Raw genomic sequence first — 20,169 nt, forward strand, 5'->3', positions numbered from 1 at the left:
GGAGGTGTTGGAGGTGTTGGAGGTGTTGGAGTTGGAGGTGTTGGAGTTGGAGGTGTTGGAGGTGTTGGAGTTGGAGGTGTTGGAGGTGTTGGAGTTGGAGTTGGAGTTGGAGTTGGAGTTGGAGTTGGAGTTGGGGCAGTGTCGTTATCAGTAATGGCGACATTAACAGGGGAAATTGTGATGCTGTTATATTTAACATCGGTACTGGTAAAAGTATGCCCGATCGCCCCCGCATGATTTCCTTCCACAGCCGCATCGTCTGTAGCCGTTACTGTGACGGGTTTGGCAACATTCCAGTTGGTAGCGTCGAAGGTAATTGCACCCATCGCACTTATTTGACTGCCCGTATCAAAACTGATAGTAACTGGTGCAGTTGGCTGCGAATTTAACTTGAGTGTATAACTGCCTGTTGCACCGCCTTCTGTAGCAGTTGTGCTCTGCTGTGAAATACTCACACCCGTCGTGTCGTTGTCAGCAATCGTGGCAGTCACAGGAGAAATCGTCAGGTTGTTATAATTAGTATCTGTACTGACAGATGTGTGAGCGATCGTGCCGCTGCGGGCTCCTTGCGCTATGCTGTCATCGATCGCCGTAACAGTGACATTTTGCGCCACATTCCAATTATTCGGGGTGAAAGTGACAGGTGCGATCGCATTAATTTGATTGCCCGTGTCAAAATTTATCGTGACGTTTGCAGTAGGTGCGGTAGTCAGAAGTACGCCGTAGCTATCGGTTGCACCGCCTTCAGCAATAGCTGTCCCGCCTCCTGATTGGACAAGAGAAATACCGGGACTATCGTTATCAGTAATCGATGCTGTCACATCGGGAATGACTTTCGCATTATAATTTGCATCGGTACTCGTAGCTGTGTGAGAAATCGTGCCGCTGTGGGTTCCTTGTGCTAGATTGTCGTCGATCGCACTGACAGTGACAGTTTGAGCAACATTCCAATTAGTGCTGTCAAAAGTAATAGGTGTGGCGATCGGATTAAGTTGATTGCCAGTATTGAAACTGATAGTAACCGGTGCCTTCGGTTGCGAAGTTAGCTCGATTTTGTAACTGCCATTTGCGCCGCCTTCTGTAGCAGTTATGTTCGTAGGTGCAATGCTGAAAGCGGCAGTGTCGTTGTCGGTAATGGCGACGCTAACAGCCGGAATTGTGATGCTGTTATAGTTAGTATCGGTACTGGTAGCTGTATGGGCGATCGCACCTGCATGATTTCCTTCAACTGCATTGTCGTCCACAGCAGCCACCGCCACAGTTTGAGCGACATTCCAATTATTCGCTGTAAAAGTAAGTGCGGTAATTGGTTGAATTTCACTGCCTGTAGCCAAGTTAATCGTCACAGGTGCGATGGGTTGGGTATTTAATTTAACGCTATAAGTTCCAGTTGCACCCCCTTCCGTCGCAGTCGTGTTAGCAGGAGTAATGCTAACGCCTGCGGTGTCGTTATCAGTAATGGCGACATTAACAGGCTCTATTGTGATGCTGTTATAGTTAGTATCGGTACTGGTAGCTGTATGGGCGATCGCACCTGCATGATTTCCTTCAACTGCATTGTCGTCCACAGCAGCCACCGCCACAGTTTGAGCGACATTCCAATTATTCGCTGTAAAAGTAAGTGCGGTAATTGGTTGAATTTCACTGCCTGTAGCCAAGTTAATCGTCACAGGTGCGATGGGTTGGGTATTTAATTTAACGCTATAAGTTCCAGTTGCACCCCCTTCCGTCGCAGTCGTGTTAGCAGGAGTAATGCTAACGCCTGCGGTGTCGTTATCGGTAATATTAGCATTGACGGTATTGCCAGCAGTGCCATTGAGCGTAAAACTGACACTCGCCCCGTTATAACTGGCATCGGTACTGATAGCAGTGTGAGTAATCGGGCCGCTGTGCGGCGAAGTTTCTGTTACTGCATCATCAACTGCACTGACTGTAACCGTTTGCGGTACAAACCAGTTAGTTGGAGTGAAACTAATGCCAGCAATCGGTTGAATTTGACTGTCAGTATTGAGTGCGATCGCCACATTTGCAGTAGGCTGATTAGTGAGCACAACTGTATAAGTATCCGTCGTCCCACTTTCTGCTACATTAGTGCTGCCGCCCGACTCAACAATCTTCACCTGCGGCCCGCCAGGAATTATTTTAGTAATAAAAGCATCAGAAGCACCTCCCCCATTCGCCACTTGCAAAGGATTCGCAGTAGGCAAATTAGTAGACGTAGTAGATCCCGCCACATAAACTGCACCCGAAGCATCCACCGCAATACCACTACCGTTGTCGTCGCCGCTGCCGCCAAGATAAGTAGAATCAACTAAGGCAGAACCCGACGCATTGATTTTTGTGACAAAAGCATCTTTCCCGCCGCCACTAACACTTTGAATAGCATTCTTAGTCGGAAAATTAGTCGAAGTCGTATCCCCCGTCACGTAAACATTATTTGCACTGTCTAGAGTAATGCGATGGCCGTTGTCATCTCCGCTGCCGCCCAAATAAGTGGAATAAATCAAAGAATCGCCGCCCGGACTCAGCTTGCTGACAAAAGCATCATTGGCACCACCTGCATTAGCCGCTTGAATCGGACTAGCTGTAGGAAAATTAGTTGAAGTGGTAATTCCCACAACATAGGCATTTCCAGAACTGTCTACAGCGATATCAGCACCTTTGTCATCGCCGGTGCCACCTAGGTAAGTGGAATAATTGCCTTCACCATTTATGTTAAATTCACTGATAAAAGCATCATATTGACCGCCTCCCATTGTACTTTGAAAGGTAGAAATCGGCGGAAAACTAATCGCATAAGTAGGCAAGTTTGTCGAATAAGTAAGGCCGGTAATGTAGGCATTACCATTATTATCTATGGCAATGGATTGAGCGTCTTCGCGACCAGAACCGCCGAAATAAGTAGAGTAAACTAAATCACTGCCAGTTGGATTGACTTTAGTAACAAACGCATCAATTCCGCCTCCGTATGCAGGTTGGGAGGCATTGGCAGTGGGGAAACCGTCGCCTGTGAGCCCGGTAACATAAGCATTACCGTTACTGTCTACCGCAATGCCGTTGCCTAGGGCGCCGCTGGTGCTCGTGCCTAAAAAGGTAGAATAAACTAACGCATTGCCGGCTGCATTGAGTTTAGTCACCCCTGCAGTGTAATTAGGTGCTGTCGGTTGAAAAGAACCCGGTGTAGTTGGATAACCCGGATCGACTTGTCCAGTTAAATAAGCATTGCCTTGACTGTCTACCGCAATCCCAAAACCGTATTCATTGCCAATACCGCCAATATAAGTAGAGTAAACTAATGCAGTTCCTTGGGGGTTAATTTTAGTAACTAAGAAATCAGCTTGACCCCCAGGCGTAGTTTGGTATGCACCAGGAGTAGTCGTAAAATTGTTAAAAGTAGTGCCAATAATGTAAGCCGCACCTGTACTATCTACGGTGATGCGGTTGGCGTAGTCATTGCCGTTGCCGCTTATGCCATCGCCGCTGCCACCTAGATAAGTCGAGTAAGCTAAAACTGGGTCAATAACTAGGGGTTGAGTGGGGTCAAAATATCCCAAACTAAAATTAACTTGACCGTTTCCTAATAAATTGTAAGCTGCGGGAACATTCACCCGCTGTCCGTTGATGTCTTGATAAACTATCGGTGCGTTATCAATTAATTCGCCCAGCGGTGTCTCTAATATCAGTGCTCCATCGTCACGCAAGCGGATGTCGTTAACACCGCTATAGTTCATCTTAATTTGACTCGGATCGGCAAAAGGTGCAACCAAAAACTCGCTTTTAAGTTGTCCTTCAGTGCCTTTGAAAACGCGGTCAATTCCTTGATAGACGTTTTGATAAACAACGCCGTTAAAAGTAGGAACGTCTGTGTGCCATTGACTGGAATCTTCGCCTAAAATAAAGTTAGCAACTCCCGGCAATTGTTCCAACCCGGAAATTGTGGGATTCGGGTTGCTGTTGGCTAAGCTGCTGCGGACAATTGAAGAATTTGTGGCTTGGTTTCCCGGTTCATTGGGTTGCTGGAAAGCGACGAAAGAAATTTCGTTTGGAGTAAAAAAGATGCTGTGACCGGCACCTTTCACCTGGAATTTCACATTAGGGTCAGTTTGTCCAGCATTTGCAATAAAACTTAAGGGAATTTGACCGTAAGATGCCTGTTGATTTTGAGAGCTCATAGCTGGTACCCCTGGTTCATGTTATGCGAGTAAGTATATACAAGTACCAGCTCTGCTGTATAGTAAATTCTTGCGAAAAATTTACGAAAAATACAATTTTCTTGCGAAATTTCTCGGATTGTTGATTAAAAATTGTAACACGGGCTACGGACTCGGTTTTTGTAGCTGGTTTTCTGCATTTCCAACCAGATTCTGATCGTGTCGGGTCGATCGACCGCGATTAAAGGCTTAGGAAGGGTTTATAGGCTTTCTCGTTTCTATTAGAGATATTGGTGAACCCGCCCCTACAGGATTAATATCATGTCCGGTCAAATAGATATAATTCCTGTAGGGGCTCCCCTGACCGACAATAATTGCCTAAAACCGACAATCTCATAAACCTGCCCCCACCCAACGACAAATCGCTGTTAAAGTTGAGCGCGATATTTCCTAGGAGTCAAACCGACGATTTTGCAGAAAGTCTTGCTAAAGTGACTTTGGTCGTGAAACCCGACTTGCTCCGAGATATATGTTATTGATAAATCTTGCCTTTTCAACAACTGTTTGGCTTTCTCAATCCGGCACTTGGTGACGTATTGATGGGGCGTGACTCCAATAGATTGTTTGAACAAACGACTGAAATAATAAGGACTAATCTGCACTAAGTTAGCCAGTTCAGCTATGTGCAAATCTCGGTTTAGGTAGTCATTTATGTAGTTAATAACAATCTGCAATTTGACAGGATCGAGACCGCCTTCAAAATCTCGCCTATGCGGTTTTTGTGCACAATAGCGGTGAAGTATGTGCATTGAAAGCGCGTTTTTCAGTGCATCGACATAAAGAGTACCGTTTAATCCACCTGATTCGAGTTCGGTTTTGAGGGCCCAGCCAATGCCGAAAATCAAAGGATCGCTGATTTTCCAGTGCGGTATAATTTCAATGAGGTTTGAATGGGTCGATTCGCCAACTGTTTTGTCGAAGTCGGTAGGGTCGATCGCGATCGCGACAAATTCAGGATCTTCGACTGCACCTGACTGGAAATCAGTACCAGCACCACCAATGAAAATCTCTCCTCTTTGCCACGGTTCGCTACCGTAGTGTTTCCCGTTGAGTATTCCGTTTACTGTAACTGAATTGAGTATCAGCCCAATGTTGTGTTGTTGGAAACAGTGTTCGGGAGTTTCGTCTGCTGGCTGACGGTGATATTCGACGTGAATTCCCTCCCATTTTGTGCCGTGACTCGACAGGATTGAGGGACTCGGGAGAATCGATTTCATCGCCTCTAGCTGGGCAAAATCAAGAATTAACTGTTTCTCTGAGGACATAGCTTGCACCTGCTGGGGTAGTGGCTATATCTTATATCTCTAAAGTTCCCGCAGTTATGCAAAAGATACCGAGGGATTAGGTTACATATTCTCGGTCAGTTTGTCCAGCCTTCGTAATAAAAATTAATGTAATTTGACATTAGGGGGGTTTAGGGGCGAGTCGAGCATCGGCACTTTTATACCAGCCGTTGCGCCTACAATTAATTACTGATAATTCTTAACTTTTAGAGCGATAAATCCCAAATCCCAAATCTAAAATCTAAAATCTAAAATCTAAAATCAAATGACGCCCGCTAAAGTTTCCCACCAGTACAAAAGCACTTTACAGGAAACCCGCAGGCGTCAATATCAAGCAAACTTAAATCTTAGAAAAGACCCAGTGTGAAAGATTTGTCTATCGGGAAAATAGCACCAATACCCAACCACAGAGTGAACACAGTTCCCAAGAGGAAAACAGTAGTAGCAACAGGGCGGCGGAACGGATTTTGAAACTTGTTAACGCTCTCGATGAACGGAATCAAAATCAAGCCAACGGGAACACCAGCCATGCAAGCAATACCCAACAATTTGTTAGGCAAAACGCGCAAAAGTTGGAACACAGGCCACAAATACCATTCCGGAAGAATTTCTAGCGGAGTAGCAAAAGGATTAGCCGGTTCTCCAACCAAAGCCGGGTCTAGTACAGCCAAACCCACGCACAGAGAAATCGTTCCCATGATGACTATAGGGAAAACGTAGAGCAAGTCATTAGGCCAAGCTGGTTCGCCGTAATAGTTGTGACCCATGCCCTTAGCGAGCTTAGCGCGGAGGGCGGGATCGCTCAAATCTGGTTTTTTGAGAATAGACATAGTAAGAGTGTTCTCCTTTTAGTTTTACCCGGGCCTGGGATTCCGCTGTATTCGTTAGTTTGAATCAGCGGTGCTATCGCAGGAAGTATGGGCCGTAAATAAATATCTTGACATCCTCACCGACTATCAGGTGCGGTGATTCCTAAACCTCACAATTTAGGTTTCTGGTTCTTTGCAACTGCCTCCACCCTCAAGGAGTATTGGTCTTACGTTCGCTCCACAGACTATCCCCGCAAGCCCTGCGGTTCTTATGTGTCGAAAACCCCAAAAGGAATTCTTATGTATTGTTTTGATTCTAGGGATGTTTGCCATTGCCCTATCCTCTTTTCCCGGTCTACCGATTTGTCTGCGCCGCCAGTCAAACTGGACGAGAACCCGCCCGAGCTGTCTGAATCCATCGACGGACAGTGGGGCAGTGACCATCTAGATGCTAATACAAAGCCGTCCTAGAAGGACGGGGTTTCAACCCTCCGCTACGCTCCGCCCAATTTTTTGATGAGTGATGAATTCTGAATTTTCAACTCACAATTCAGCGGGGGGCAAAAAAAATACCGCCCCCACAACTCAAAACTTACAACGGGCCAGAGATACCTTGCTTGCGAATCATCAAGAAGTGAGCCAGCATGAACACTACAATCAGCCAAGGCAACACAAAAGTGTGCAAGCTGTAGTAGCGAGTCAAAGTGCCTTGACCGACGCTGACACCGCCGCGCAGCAGTTCAACCATCAAAGAGCCGACAAACGGGATAGCTTCGGGGACGCCGGAAACGATTTTAACTGCCCAGTAACCGATTTGATCCCAAGGCAGGGAATAGCCGGTCACACCGAAAGAAACAGTGATGACTGCCAAGATTACTCCTGTCACCCAGGTTAATTCGCGGGGCTTTTTGAAGCCGCCTGTCAGATAAACCCGGAAGGTGTGCAAAATCATCATCAGTACCATCATGCTGGCAGACCAGCGGTGGATGGAGCGGATCAGCCAGCCGAAGTTGACTTCAGTCATCAGGTATTGCACTGAAGAAAAAGCTTCTGCTACCGTGGGACGGTAATAGAAAGTCATGGCGAAGCCGGTGGCAAACTGGATCAGAAAGCAAACTAAAGTAATTCCGCCCAAGCAGTAGAAAATATTGACGTGCGGGGGTACGTACTTCGTAGTGATGTCATCGGCGAGCGCCTGAATTTCCAGGCGTTCCTCAAACCACTGGTAGGTTTTTGAGTCGGTGATTTGTTTAGAAAACATGGAGCCAGAATTCCTAAAAGAATATTGCTGTGGTTGAGGTTCAGGGCAGCAGCCACAAGGTTTTTTGTCGCCCCGCGCCGAGCAGCTTGCTTTTACTAGCAAATGCCTGAGGCTATTTTTTAAATTTGGAGCTGACGAAAGGAACTCTATTGTGCGATCGCCTGCAAGCCCTGGGAAACTAAGCGGTGGCTTGTCCCTACTCGCTGGCGTTGCCCGATCGAATTCCAGACTGTGATAAAAAATGTAACATAATTGCCGTGCAATTTTCACGCGCGCGATCGCTTTTTGGACTCTTAAAAGGCTTTTTTCGGAATCTCCACATCCGCCCAAGCTACTATGCGGGTAGGGCTGAGCTACAGAAAGCAGTCCGAGCCGGAAACCTGTTTGCCGGGAGAGGCCAAATTTCATCTCGATCGTAAAACTTCACTTTCGGGCCCAAACGCCCTCATGGTCGATCAAGTAACCCGAACCGGTTCGATCGTACAATCGAATCTTGTTTTGTAGTCAGGACTGCAGTCCTTTCTAACAAAATCTGCTGGCTGCAACCTGCGTATTTTCGTAAAAAAACCCGTTGATTGCCCCCATCCGTAAAGTCCTATCACAATTGAAAAGAAAGCAAACTTTCCACAAAAACTGGCAGTATAGGCAAGAAAGGAGAGGGACGCGGCGGTATCGGAAAGGGAATTTCCGGCAGAGACGGGAAGGATGGAAAATCTCGCGATGGCGGTGTAAACCCAGTCGAAACGATCGCGCAATCTGATAGACTCACATCTGTAACATTTTTAACGTCGGCGATTAAATCCGATCCGACAAATATCCGAGTTCCCCGTGTCATACCGTCATCATAAGATTCAAATCGATAAAAGAAGAAGTTAGAACCATTACGATCTTGTACGAAACGAACAACTTGGATTTTGTCGCCTTCGACCCGGTTAAAATCCTCAATAACGGCATGGCTACCTTCACCGCCATAGAAGAGGTAAGGGCGGATATTTAATGAACCGAGAACAAATATGTCAGCACCACTTTGCCCGATTAAATAATCGATTTGTTCTCCTGTTGAGGAAAAGCCGTAACCCGATATGATGTCATTACCTGGCCCGCCAATCAGGGTGTCGTTGCCTTCATTTCCCTCAAGCAAATCGTCTCCTGCATTGCCGTTAATGTAGTCATTATCTAAGTCACCTCTTAAAGTGTCGTTGCCACCTTCTCCCAACAGGTCATCCTTACCTTTGCCACCCATTAACAAGTCGTTGTTGAAGCTACCAAACAAGCGATCGTCTCCATCTCCTCCGATCGCCGTATCATTGCCTTGACCGCCGATAAGACAGTCATTGCCAGACCCTCCCAAGATACTATCATTATCGTCTTCTCCTCTGATTAAATCCGCGCCTTCGCCACCCTCAAGAAGATCATTCCCCGCACCTCCTTCAATTTTGTCATCGCCTTCGCCACCGCTGAGACTGTCGTTACCAGAGTAGCCCAAAAGGCGATCGCTACCGCCTCCACCTACGAGACTATCATTTCCTTCTCCGCCATCTAAAGTGTCATTACCACCCAAACCAGATAAAATATCATTGCCTCCAAGCCCGCACAGGGAATCATCGCCAATTTCACCGGCTAGCAAATTATCGAGATTGTCACCGCATATAACGACCATAAACTTGTCCTCCTGAAAACAATTTCACAATTACAGTCACTCAATTTTAGGTTTTGGATTTTAGATTTTGGATTGTTCGCCTACCCGCAATTTTAAATTTTGAATTTTGGATTTTGTAAAGACTTTAGTCCTGATATCAAATCAGTTAGCATCGGAATAATTCCTATCTTTCTTGTATTCATCTGCGTAAATCAGCGTCAATCCCTTGTCATCTGCGGTTAATACATTCTCTTTTCTTAACCGCAGATTAGGGCAGGTAAACACATATTAACGCAGATGAACTAGAGCGATTCAGGTTGGATTATCCGTGATTGTTGAACGAATTTCAGGGACACAAGCAAATCCTGTGTCCCTAATATTTTAACTGAAATTGGCAATGGTAATTTGGTTAGCTGTCACGCCAGTGATAGCAGCTAAAATTTCACCAGTTTCTGTCAAGGTGATTAAAGTTGCAGTGTTGCTAGGGATAATAGAAAGTTGCGAGAAGGTTAAATTGTCTGCAAGTGCGAGGAAGTCGATGCCTGGTTCAAAATCGAAAATTATATCGCTGCCAGAATTGGCTGAAATTAAGAAGCGATCGCTCCCATTTCCTCCTATCAAACTGTCATCGCCGTTGTCACCGCTGAGAAAATCGTCGCCGTTACCGCCCAGCAGAATATCGCTAGCTTGACCGCCGTAAAGACTGTCATTGCCTTCACCTCCACTCAAGCTATCTTGACCGCGATTTCCAAATAGGATATCTTCCCCATTATTGCCGAACAAATTATCGCTTTCTTTGCCGCCGTAAACAGTGTCATCGCCGTCGCTACCGTCGAGAGAATCATTGCCTTGATTGCCGTGCATCCAGTCGTTGCCACCCAAACCGCTGAGAGTATCATTGCCGCGTTTGCCGGCCATTGTATCGCTGCCGCTGTCGCCGGAGAGGCTGTCGTCGCCGTCAGTGCCGATTAGATTGGAGTTAGCTGCGATCGCATCTATTTCTCCTTCAATCACCGCAACAGCAGGTGTATCGGGCAATGTCGTTTGTTGAATTTTGGTATCTAAGGCAGTACCAGTATTTTCGGCAATAACTTGGGCGATCGATTTCGTACCTCTACCGACTGTTTTTAAGTCTTCAGAGGTTGCGCCTAGGGCTACTTTTTGCACGCGGGCAACTTCTCGGTTGATTGAAGCTGTTGCAGTGTTGGATACAACTTGGTCAACGCGCTGATTTGCTTCGGCCATTACCTTAGCTGCATCCGGGGCAATTTGCAACAATTGCTGAGTGTTTAAATCCGAGTCAAATTGTTGCGCTGCTGTGACGGCGCGATCGACAATTGTTGCTAACTGGTTGGCATCGCTGAGATTGAGAGTAGTCCCCGATTGAATTTGTTGAACGATCGCACTTACAACTGCTTTTACGCTGTCGGTATTGTCCAGAATCGACCCACCGTCTATTAAAGCAGCAGTTTGGGTAATGACGTTTTGTACCTTGACCATTGCAGTCAAAGTTTCTACTCCACCCGCGATCGCGTTTTCGGTAGCTGCGATCGGATCTAAACCCGTTATATCAACATTAGCGGGAATGGAAAGAGAAGATTTGACGAGAGATTCGGCGCGATCGCTGTCAATTCCTTTGTCTATTAAATCTGCTACTAAACTGGTTAACAAGGTGACAACAGTAGCGTAAGGCGGGGCAGTGACCGGCGTTTCCAAAGGCAAACCAGTTGCCGTATCAATGCCGCCGAAAGCAACAATATTGCCTTCCTCTGGATCGAGTTCGCCATTTTGATTTTTGTCGAAAATGTTGGAATCGATATCCAGATCGAATTCGCCGTTATCCGCAGTAGTAGCAGAAGGTTCGCTAGCATCTAGTACACCGTTTTTGTTGGCATCGAAAAAGACTGTAGCGCCAGCGATATAACCGTCAATCACAAAACCGCCGACGCGATCGCTCTTGAACCGAATTACCTCGCTAACACTCGCGCCCGATTCATCAGTTCCCGTTACCTTTAACCAATAGTCAAAAGTAGACGGGCGAGTTGAGCTTAAATTGATAGTACGGGTTGCGGAATTAAAAGTTAGCCAGGAAGGCAAAGGAATTTCCGGGAAACTTGAACCCGCATTTGGTTGGCGATAGGAACCGCCATTGCGATCGGTTCTCCAGGTAAATGCAGATGAACTTAAAGCGCTAGAATTTGCCAGGGCGATCGAATAATTAATGCTGTCGCCCGGATCGGGGTCAGTATAGGTATTGGCAGCTAAATTAAAAGCATTACCACTTTGAGAAAAACCTAGCGCTGCACTTTGAGAAAACACAGAACGATTGACAACTGGCGGGTTGTTGCCGACAATACCTTGAGCCAAAGCCAGCATATCAACGCGCTTGAAGTTTAAGCCAGTATTGATCACGTTATCGTCTTCGTCGTCGCCGTCATTAATCGTGACACCAGTAGACTGCAAGAAATTCGCAAACTCAGTTGGGGTTAGTCGGCGGCCCAAATCTCGCTGGGCTAACTGTTGCGCTAACACTGCTATTCCAGCAACATGAGGTGCAGCTTGACTCGTACCGGAATAGCTCGTCAAAGCGGCGCCTGGGCCAGCACCCGTAATCAAAGTACCGGGAGCAAAAACGGTTGTTAAAGTGGAGTGGCGCTGAGAATAGGGTGTAATGCGATCGGCATCGGTGGTATAGGCGATCGCGCCAGAGCCATGTGTCCGATAACCCCGGTTCGCATCATACACCGCACCAATTGAGAGTGAGTTAGCATCGGCTGCGGGGTAGGCAACACCCTGAACGCTGTTATAGCCCAATGGCCCGAAAGCATTACCTGATGCGGAAACAACAATTACATTCCGTGCTGCTAGCGCTGCTAGTTCATCGCTAATGCTCCTTGTTTGGGGAGTGTTGTAATTTTGGTTGTCACCAAGCGACATATTTACACTGGCAATATTGTATGTTGATGCGTTTGCTACCACCCACTGCAAAGCTTGCTCTAAATACCGGAAATTTCCCCTGCCACTATCCTCAAAAACTTTGAGGTGAATGATGTTGGCGCGCGGTGCCATTCCTGTGTGGACTGTATCTTGGGAAGTGGCAATACTAGAGACGTTTGAACCGTGTCCATCAAGGTCGCTAGCATCTGCATCGCTGTCGGCGAAATCGTAATCGTAGGTAATGCGATCGGCAACCCCGTTAGAGTCACCATCAGGACCAAAGAATGGGTCGTCTAAATCGATACCAGTATCCAAAATTACTGTTGCAAAACCACTGCCATCAATTCCAGCAAAACGCGGTGCTACACGGAAGTCATCCATGTTAATCAGCGGGCCGGATATATCAGTGGCGGGAGTGAATGTCGTTCCATCTATAACTGAAATCAACTCGCCAGCTTTGAAAATAGGAGCATCTGAACCTGTGGTTGTGATGCCTTGCAGGCGGGGTATTGCAGACAAGTTGAGATTGTAAGGAGTATCTGCACCGTTGGCTGAGGAAACTCGAACGTAGTAAGTACCGTGTTCTAAAGTGCGGTTAAGTGACTCGGATGCGGTGCCCAAATTGTTGGAAGTGGCGATCGTATTTCCGCGACTGTCGAGCAACTCAACTTTAGCATCTGCATTCATTCCGACCAGCGACAAGTTGAAGTTATTGCTAGCACCTAAGCTGAATTTGTAGTAATCATCAATGTTGCTGCTACTAATAGCATCGCTGTAGCTTCCGGTACTGGAACCTACAGTGATTTTTCTGACTAAATTATCAGCAGGTATCGCCGGCGGCATGATGATTTGTGGTGGTGTCGGCGGCAAAAATGTAGGCGTTGGCGATGTAATTGGCGGTGTGGGCGGTGTTGGCGATGTAATTGGCGGTGTGGGCGGTGTTGGCGATGTAATTGGCGGTGTTGGCGATGTAATTGGCGGTGTTGGCGATGTAATTGGCGGTGTTGGCGATGTAATTGGCGGTGTGGGCGGTGTGGGCGGTGTGGGCGGTGTGGGCGGTGTGGGCGGTGTGGGCGGTGTTGGCGGTGGGGGCGGTGTTGGCGGTGTTGGCGGTGTGGGCGGTGTGGGCGGTGTGGGCGGTGTGGGCGGTGGGGGCGGTGTTGGCGTGTCATTGTCGGTAATGGCGACAGTGACACGCCCGATCGCAATTGCGCTATATTTCGCGTCGGTACTTGTTACCGCGTGATTGATTGTGCCTGTGTGAGTACCTTCTACAACTGTGTCATCCGTCGCAGTCAAAGTTACAGTTTGGGCAATATTCCAATTAGTGCTGTCGAAGCTAATGGGGGCGATCGCACTTATTTGATTCCCCCCGTCAAAGCTGACTGTTACCGGCGCTGTTGGCTGCGAATTTAGCTGAAGTGTATAAATTCCCGTTGCACCGCCTTCTGCTGCTGTGGTACTGGCGGGATTAACGGTAACGCCGACTGTATCGCTGTCGCTGTTAGTAACGCTGACATCGGCAGCACTGAAATTGCTGTAATTGCTGTCTGTACTAACAGCAGCCTCAGTGACAATAGTGTAAGCAATATCGCCGTCAGCGATATTGTCGCCAACACCTGTCACCGTTACCGTCTGCGCCTGATTCCAGTTATTAGGAGTGAAACTTAAGGTATTAGTAGAAACTGTTCCCTCAGCAGGATTGGAACTGCTTAAAGCTACAGCAACAGGTGCCGTAGGTTGAGTGTTGAGGACAACACTGAAATTAGCCGTACCTCCAGCTTCTGTTGTAGTTAACCCTGCTGTGGGATTAACGGTAATGCCGGCAGTTTCATTGTCGCTATTCGTAACGCTGACATCGGCAGGATTGAAATTGCTGTAATTGCTGTCTGTACTAACAGCCGCAGCGGTGACAATATTGTAAGTTTGATTGCCGTCGGCAATATTGTCATCAACCCCAGTAATAGTTACAGTTTGCGGCGCACTCCAATTGGCGGGAGTGAATGTCAGCGAGGGTGTAGAAACTGTTCCCTCGGCAACATTGGAACTGCTTAAGCCAACAGTCACGTTAGCCGTTGGTTGAGAGTTGAGTTGGACAGTAAATGTTGCTGTTCCTCCTGCTTCTGTTGTAATTAATCCGCTAGCGGGATTGACGGCAATTCCAGCAGTGTCGTCATTAGTAATAGTAGTTGTCGCAGTAGCAGTACCAATTGTCGAACTGCCGCCGGGAAGACCGCCATCAGGCAATGTGACGGGATTTGATAGAGTGACGGTAATAGTTTCGTCTGGTTCAACGCTATCATCACCCAACACATCTAGGGTGACAGTTTTCGATGTTTCGCCAGAGGCAAAATTAATCAGACCAGTCGTACTTGTTGCGCCCGAAGTGCCGCCGATATTGTTGTAATCGCTGCCGTTGGTTGCAGTGCCACCAATTGCATAATCGACAGTCCCTGCTGTATCAGTACCGCCACTGCGACTAACAGTAAATATCAGTGGATTTGTGCCGGCGTTGCCTTCAGGAACAGTACCAGCACTAGCACCAACTGTGTAAATAATCGGATCGTTAGCAGGAATTGTTAGGGTAGTTTCAGAGATTGTACCTCCAAACCCTCCTCCTCCCGGACTCGTACCAAAACTCAAGACAACTGCTTCATCTATTTCTGCAAGATTGTCTGGTTTGATAGTGACAGCTATATTTTGAGTCAAACTGCCGCTACCTGCGGGAAAAGTGAGAGTATTAGTAGAAAGAGTATAGTCAGAATCTTGAGTAGCTAGTGAGGTGCCAGCAGGAACGGGCAAAACAGTTGCGATCGGTACAATCAAGTCTGTAAATCGTAAACCGTCTTCGAGTGTCACAGGAATATTAACAGTCGCATCTGCGTCTCCTTCAAGGCTGCTGTACGCAGAATTAGCAAAACTTGCTTTCAATAGCACATTCAACAGAATTGAAACTGTGTTACTGTTGGTATTTGCGACAGCAATATCTGGTTTGGTATCAGAGTTAAAATCTCCAACCGCGATCGCGCTCGGAGTGGTTCCCCCGGTATTATAATTAAATGGCCCGTTAAAGGTTCCTTGACCGGTTCCAGTTAAAATTGAAACATTATTAGAAGCGGCGTTCGCTACAGCTAAATCCGGTTGACCGTCAGCGTTGAAATCACCAACTGCAATATCATTAGCACCTGACCCAACATTAAAGTTAGCAGGATTGCTAAAAGTGCCTTGACCTGTCCCTGATAAAATTGATACGTTCTGGCCTGCGGTTACAGCCAGATCGGAACTGCCGTCAGCGTTAAAATCTCCAACTGCGATCGCGCTGGGATTTGTGCCGACATTCAAGTTGGTTGGATTGCCAAAAGTGCCTTGACCCGTACCGAAAAAAATAGAAACGCTGTTAGCCGGACTCCTGTTAGTGGCAACAACATCGAGATTGTTGTCGCCGTTAAAATCTCCGATCGCGATCGCTAAGGGGCTGATTGCAGTCCCCACATTGTTAAACTCACCAAAAGTTCCTTGATTATTGCCTAAAGCAATAGAAACTTGGTTCTCTTCTGCCACAACTAAGTCAGCGAAGGTGTCTTGATTAAAATCTCCCGCAGCGATCGCCTCTTTAGTGATCCCAGGGCCAAAGTTGTTAGGATTGCTAAAGTTGCCTTGCCCTGTTCCTAAAAAGACATAAGCCCCTCCTCCTATATCGCCGCCAATTGCTACCGATACAGCTAAATCGGGAAGCGTATCCCCATTAAAATTGCCCGCAACAATACCGCTGGGAGATCCTGCACTCCCCAAGGTCAAGTTAGTAGCAGTTCCAAAATTACCTTGACCTGTTCCCAACAAGATCGACACACTGTCAGAACTTCTGTTAGCTACGGCTAAATCGAGAAGACCATCTCCGTTCAAGTCCTGGCTAACAATAGCTGTAGGGAGATTTCCTGTTGTCAAGCCAGTAGGTGTTTGTTTAAACGTATTGAGAACGTGGCCGTAAGCTGCGATCGCTTCTGGCCCAAATGCAATGCCAGCTTTAATTGTCCCCGCTGTCACTGCCAATTCCCAGTCGCCGCCACCTTCTGCACAACCTGTCAGATTCTCAGAAGCAGCAACACTTGCCCCTGTTAGTTGACTCAGGCTGTTTACAAATGCTTTGCCTATATTTCCTTGGCCAACATTGCACCCGTAGAGCAAAATTTCGGCATTTGGTGTCAGCCCGCCCGCCCATTTCTTAACTGTTTTTACAAAATTGTCGGCGCGACTTCTCAAATTTTGCCAACTCAATTCAACGTTCCCCAGTTGCAAACAACCGGGCTTTCCGTGGGCAATAATGTGAATTACTGAAAATTTCTTTCCCTGCAAAGCTTCGGCAATTTGTTCGAGGCCGTTGCGGTTAGTTTCTAATTTAATTACTTCGGTTTCAGAGATAACGCCGTCGATTAATGTTTGACAGTCGGGGACGGCAGCATCGATAAATGCGATCGCTTTTGAGGAAAGTTGAGTCATTGACTTTAGGGAAACAGCCGTTGGGGCGATCGCTAAGTCTGGAATGTTATCATTATTACAGTTTTCGGCAGTGAAGGATTGGGGACTTGTGCCTGCCGGAAAGTTGGTAGCGGTACTGAAAGTAGACATGATTAATTTACCTACCTGATACTTCTGGTTTATGTGATGCCAGCAAGTCTACAAAAGCACCAGCTCTGCTGTATTGTAAATTCTTGCGGAAAATTTGCGAAAAATATAATTTTCTTGCGGAATTTATCCCTATTTGATGAAGAATTGTAACAGCGTCGGCGGGCAGGGGTTTTTTACGACAGGACTTACGCCTCAATACCAAAGAAACCGGGTTTTTTACCAAAATACACAGGTTTCCCGATCGGCTAAAAAACCCGGTTTCTGAACCCCCGCAAGCCCTAGGTAAAAATACTTGGCAACTACAAACTGCTTTTAATGTGACTGAGGCTTGAGTTTTGTTAAAGCCGATCGCGATATTTCTTAGGAGTCAAACCGACAATTTTGCAGAATGTGTTGCTAAAGTGGCTTTGGTCGTGAAATCCGACTTGCTGGGAGATATATTTTATTGATAAATCCGGTTTTTTCAACAACTGTTTTGCTTTTTCAATTCGGCACTGGGTCACGTACTGATGGGGCGTAACTCCAGTCGATTGTTTAAACATACGGCTGAAATGATAAGAACTAATGTTCACTAAATTAGCAAGTTCACTTAAGTGCAAATCTCGGTTTATGGATTCATTAATGTAGTGAATAACTACCTGCAATTGGCGGTGGTCAAGACCGCCTCGAACATCTCGCCGATTCGGTTTTTGCGCGCCATAGCGGTGCAGTAGGTGCAGTGAAAGCGCGTTTTTCAGTGCATCGACATAAAGAGTACCGTTTAATCCGCCTGATTCCAGTTCGGTTTTGAGAGCCCAGGCAATTCCGTGAATCAACGGATCGCGGGTTTGCCATTGCGGTATAATTTCAATGGGATTTGAATTGATAGATTCGCCAACTGTATTGTCGAAGTCGTTAGGTTCAAGAGCGATCGCCATAAATTCATAGTCTGCGGCTGCAACTGACTGGAAATAAGTACCAGCAGCAGCGATGAACATCTGCCCACTTTGCCACAATTCGCTACCGCAGTTTTTCCCGTTCACTGTTCCTTTTAGTGTGGCTGAATTGAGCATCAAGCCAATCGTGTGCTGTTCGAGACAGTGTTCGGCACATTCGTTTGGCGGCTGACAGTGATATTCGACATGAATTCCTTGCCACTTTGCGCCGTGACTCGACAGGATTGCGGGGCGCGGGAGAATCACTTTCATCGCGTCTGTCTTGGCAAAATCAAGAATTAATGGTTTCTGTGGGGACATAGCTGGCACCGGCTGGACGAGTTGCTATTGTGTAGTTGACAACTCCTCGCCGTTCTACAGCGAGGATTCTTCTAAGCATCCGAGTGCCTCTGGGACTGACCGTCGGGAAACAAATCTGAGTTAAATCTGGAACAGCGTTCCCAACGTACAAACGTAAAATACATAAAATGTAATACTTACTGGTATTTTACCGAACAATCATGCACAGACGAGTTTTCCAGATTGCTATTTTACTTTTCCTGCAAGTCGTCCTCGTTCTAGGTGGGTGGGCGCAGCCTGCGGCGGCGCTGACTCCTGAACAGCAGCTATTGAGCGAAGCTTGGCGAATTGTTAACCGTTCTTATGTGGACGACAGCTTCAACTCTCAAAACTGGTGGTTGATTCGCCAAAAAGCTGTCAAGGAACCGCTTAACGACAGACAGCAGACTTACACGGCGATTCAGGGGATGCTGGCGAATCTCGACGATCCGTTCACTCGACTGCTGAAACCGGAACAGTACCGCAGCTTGCAGGTCAACACTTCGGGAGAATTGACGGGTGTGGGGCTGCAAATTGCGATCGACCCCCAGACAAATACCCTGACAGTGGTGGCTCCTTTGGCCGGCTCACCGGCGGATAAAGCTGGCATTCAACCCCTCGATCGCATTCTGAAAATTGACGGCACTCCTACCTCAGAATTGAGCCTAGACGAAGCAGCAACTCGAATGCGCGGTCGCATCGGCACTGCCGTTACCTTGACCTTGGGGCGCGAGGGAAGGGACGTTGCTGAGGACATTGAGCTAGTGCGCGATCGCATTGCTCTGAATCCGGTTTACGCCGAATTGCAGTCGGCGTCGGAGAATTTACCGGTGGGCTACATTCGTTTAAGTCAATTCAGCGCTAACGCTACTGAGGAAGTCGCTCACGCGATCGACCGCTTGGAAAAACAAGGAGCCGCCGCCTACATTCTCGACCTGCGGAACAACCCGGGCGGACTGTTGCAAGCAGGGATTGAAATTGCCCGCCTGTGGCTCGATTCCGGGACGATCGTCTACACGGTAAACAGACAAGGCATTCTCGGCAGTTTTGAAGCCTCTGGACAAGCCCTAACTAACGATCCACTGATTGTTTTGGTGAACAAGGGAACTGCCAGTGCTAGCGAAATTTTGGCGGGTGCGCTGCAAGATAACGGCAGAGCTCAACTGGTAGGAGAAAAGACTTTTGGCAAAGGACTGATTCAGTCGCTGTTTGATTTGTCTGACGGTTCCGGGTTAGCCGTGACTGTTGCTAAGTACGAGACACCGAACCATAAAGATATTAACAAGCTGGGGATTGCGCCCGATCGCGTAGTGCCTTTGGAACCCATCGCGCGCGATCAAATCGGCACTGCAGCAGACTTGCAATATCAAGCTGCACTGCAACTACTGAAAGAAAAAACCGTGCTGGCAAAGTCAGTATAAGCCTGAGTTTGAAGTTTTGAGATTGCAACAGGTGACAATACGCAGGTCTGTCTGTCTCTGCGTTTGCTTCGCCACGACAGACAAGAATCATCCTAAAAACTCTTTTATTCAACTAAAACAGCAGGAGTCCCGCACTCTAACGGTACCCCGTTGAGTGTCGGGAGGAATGCGCGTGAGGCTCAAGAGCTGAACAAATTATCTATAAACACCACAGAATTTCTTCGAGACGTAATACAATCTTGTCATGAAACAAGTCCTGACAGTATCTTGCAAGCTCCAAGTAACGCCTGAGCAGTCCCTCAAAATTGATGCAACCCTTCAGGCGTTCGCTAATGCTTGTGAATATGTGAACCAAACTGTGCGGCCAACCCTGACAAATGAATTGGCGATGCAATCTTTGGTATATCACGATGTCAGAGATATGTTTGGACTTTCGGCGCAGCTAGCAATCCATGCTATTAGACGGGTTTCTGGTAACAGAAAAACAGCTAAAAAAGATGGGAAGCCAGTCAACAGCTTTGCTCCTACTAGCGTCACTTACGATACCCGTATCTTTTCTTTTAGGGAAAAAGATTGGACAGTAAGTCTGACCACTACTGGTGGTAGGGAAAGGTTTGCACTGGCTATCGGAAACTACCAACTTGGATTGCTCAAAGGTCAAAACCCCAAGACTGCTACTTTGTGCAAACGCTCTTATGGTAGTTACTATCTTAATATTCAGCTTGAATC

At 47.2% G+C, this 20,169-nt stretch carries 8 protein-coding genes and 1 pseudogene; 2 read left to right on the top strand and 7 right to left on the bottom strand.

Annotated elements, in window-relative coordinates:
• The 7 genes from QUB08_RS20305 to QUB08_RS20335 form a co-directional block, all read right to left on the bottom strand.
• Window positions 1–4,172: DUF7948 domain-containing protein (locus tag QUB08_RS20305; RefSeq protein ID WP_333226522.1), on the bottom strand; the 4,172-nt coding region annotated here is incomplete at its 3' end.
• A 407-nt stretch (window positions 4,173–4,579) separates the two neighbouring features.
• On the bottom strand, window positions 4,580–5,476 hold the full coding sequence (locus QUB08_RS20310; protein ID WP_333226524.1) for a helix-turn-helix transcriptional regulator: 897 nt from the start codon (window positions 5,474–5,476) through the stop codon (window positions 4,580–4,582).
• A gap of 365 nt (window positions 5,477–5,841) precedes the next feature.
• Window positions 5,842–6,324, bottom strand: coding sequence for a cytochrome b6-f complex subunit IV (gene petD, locus QUB08_RS20315; RefSeq protein WP_333226526.1), 483 nt, complete (start codon window positions 6,322–6,324; stop codon window positions 5,842–5,844).
• Window positions 6,325–6,895: 571 nt separating this feature from the next.
• Window positions 6,896–7,564, bottom strand: a complete 669-nt coding sequence (gene petB, locus QUB08_RS20320) for a cytochrome b6 (RefSeq protein WP_006633252.1) — start codon at window positions 7,562–7,564, stop codon at window positions 6,896–6,898.
• Between the two features lie 598 nt (window positions 7,565–8,162).
• Window positions 8,163–9,224: a calcium-binding protein gene (locus QUB08_RS20325; protein WP_333226528.1), complete on the bottom strand. Its 1,062-nt coding sequence runs from the start codon at window positions 9,222–9,224 to the stop codon at window positions 8,163–8,165.
• Window positions 9,225–9,584: 360 nt separating this feature from the next.
• A complete protein-coding gene (locus QUB08_RS20330; RefSeq protein ID WP_333226530.1) occupies window positions 9,585–16,766 on the bottom strand; it encodes a DUF4347 domain-containing protein in 7,182 nt (2,393 codons plus the stop codon).
• A 338-nt stretch (window positions 16,767–17,104) separates the two neighbouring features.
• Window positions 17,105–18,001, bottom strand: a complete 897-nt coding sequence (locus tag QUB08_RS20335) for an AraC family transcriptional regulator (RefSeq protein WP_333226532.1) — start codon at window positions 17,999–18,001, stop codon at window positions 17,105–17,107.
• A 200-nt stretch (window positions 18,002–18,201) separates the two neighbouring features.
• Between QUB08_RS20335 and ctpA the strand changes: the two genes are divergently transcribed.
• Together ctpA and QUB08_RS20345 are read left to right on the top strand one after the other, a co-directional pair.
• Window positions 18,202–19,440: a carboxyl-terminal processing protease CtpA gene (gene ctpA / locus QUB08_RS20340; protein ID WP_333226534.1), complete on the top strand. Its 1,239-nt coding sequence runs from the start codon at window positions 18,202–18,204 to the stop codon at window positions 19,438–19,440.
• A gap of 244 nt (window positions 19,441–19,684) precedes the next feature.
• Window positions 19,685–20,169: pseudogene (locus QUB08_RS20345) on the top strand (RNA-guided endonuclease InsQ/TnpB family protein); the annotation flags it as partial.

It is taken from the genome of Microcoleus sp. BR0-C5 (genome assembly GCF_036705045.1).
Lineage (GTDB): Bacteria > Cyanobacteriota > Cyanobacteriia > Cyanobacteriales > Microcoleaceae > Microcoleus.

Coding starts and splice junctions, on each gene's coding strand:
- QUB08_RS20310 (WP_333226524.1), bottom strand. CDS start 5,476: ATGTCCTCAGAGAAACAGTTAATTCTTGATTTTGCCCAGCTAGAGGCG.
- petD (WP_333226526.1), bottom strand. CDS start 6,324: ATGTCTATTCTCAAAAAACCAGATTTGAGCGATCCCGCCCTCCGCGCT.
- petB (WP_006633252.1), bottom strand. CDS start 7,564: ATGTTTTCTAAACAAATCACCGACTCAAAAACCTACCAGTGGTTTGAG.
- QUB08_RS20325 (WP_333226528.1), bottom strand. CDS start 9,224: ATGGTCGTTATATGCGGTGACAATCTCGATAATTTGCTAGCCGGTGAA.
- QUB08_RS20330 (WP_333226530.1), bottom strand. CDS start 16,766: ATGTCTACTTTCAGTACCGCTACCAACTTTCCGGCAGGCACAAGTCCC.
- QUB08_RS20335 (WP_333226532.1), bottom strand. CDS start 18,001: ATGTCCCCACAGAAACCATTAATTCTTGATTTTGCCAAGACAGACGCG.
- ctpA (WP_333226534.1), top strand. CDS start 18,202: ATGCACAGACGAGTTTTCCAGATTGCTATTTTACTTTTCCTGCAAGTC.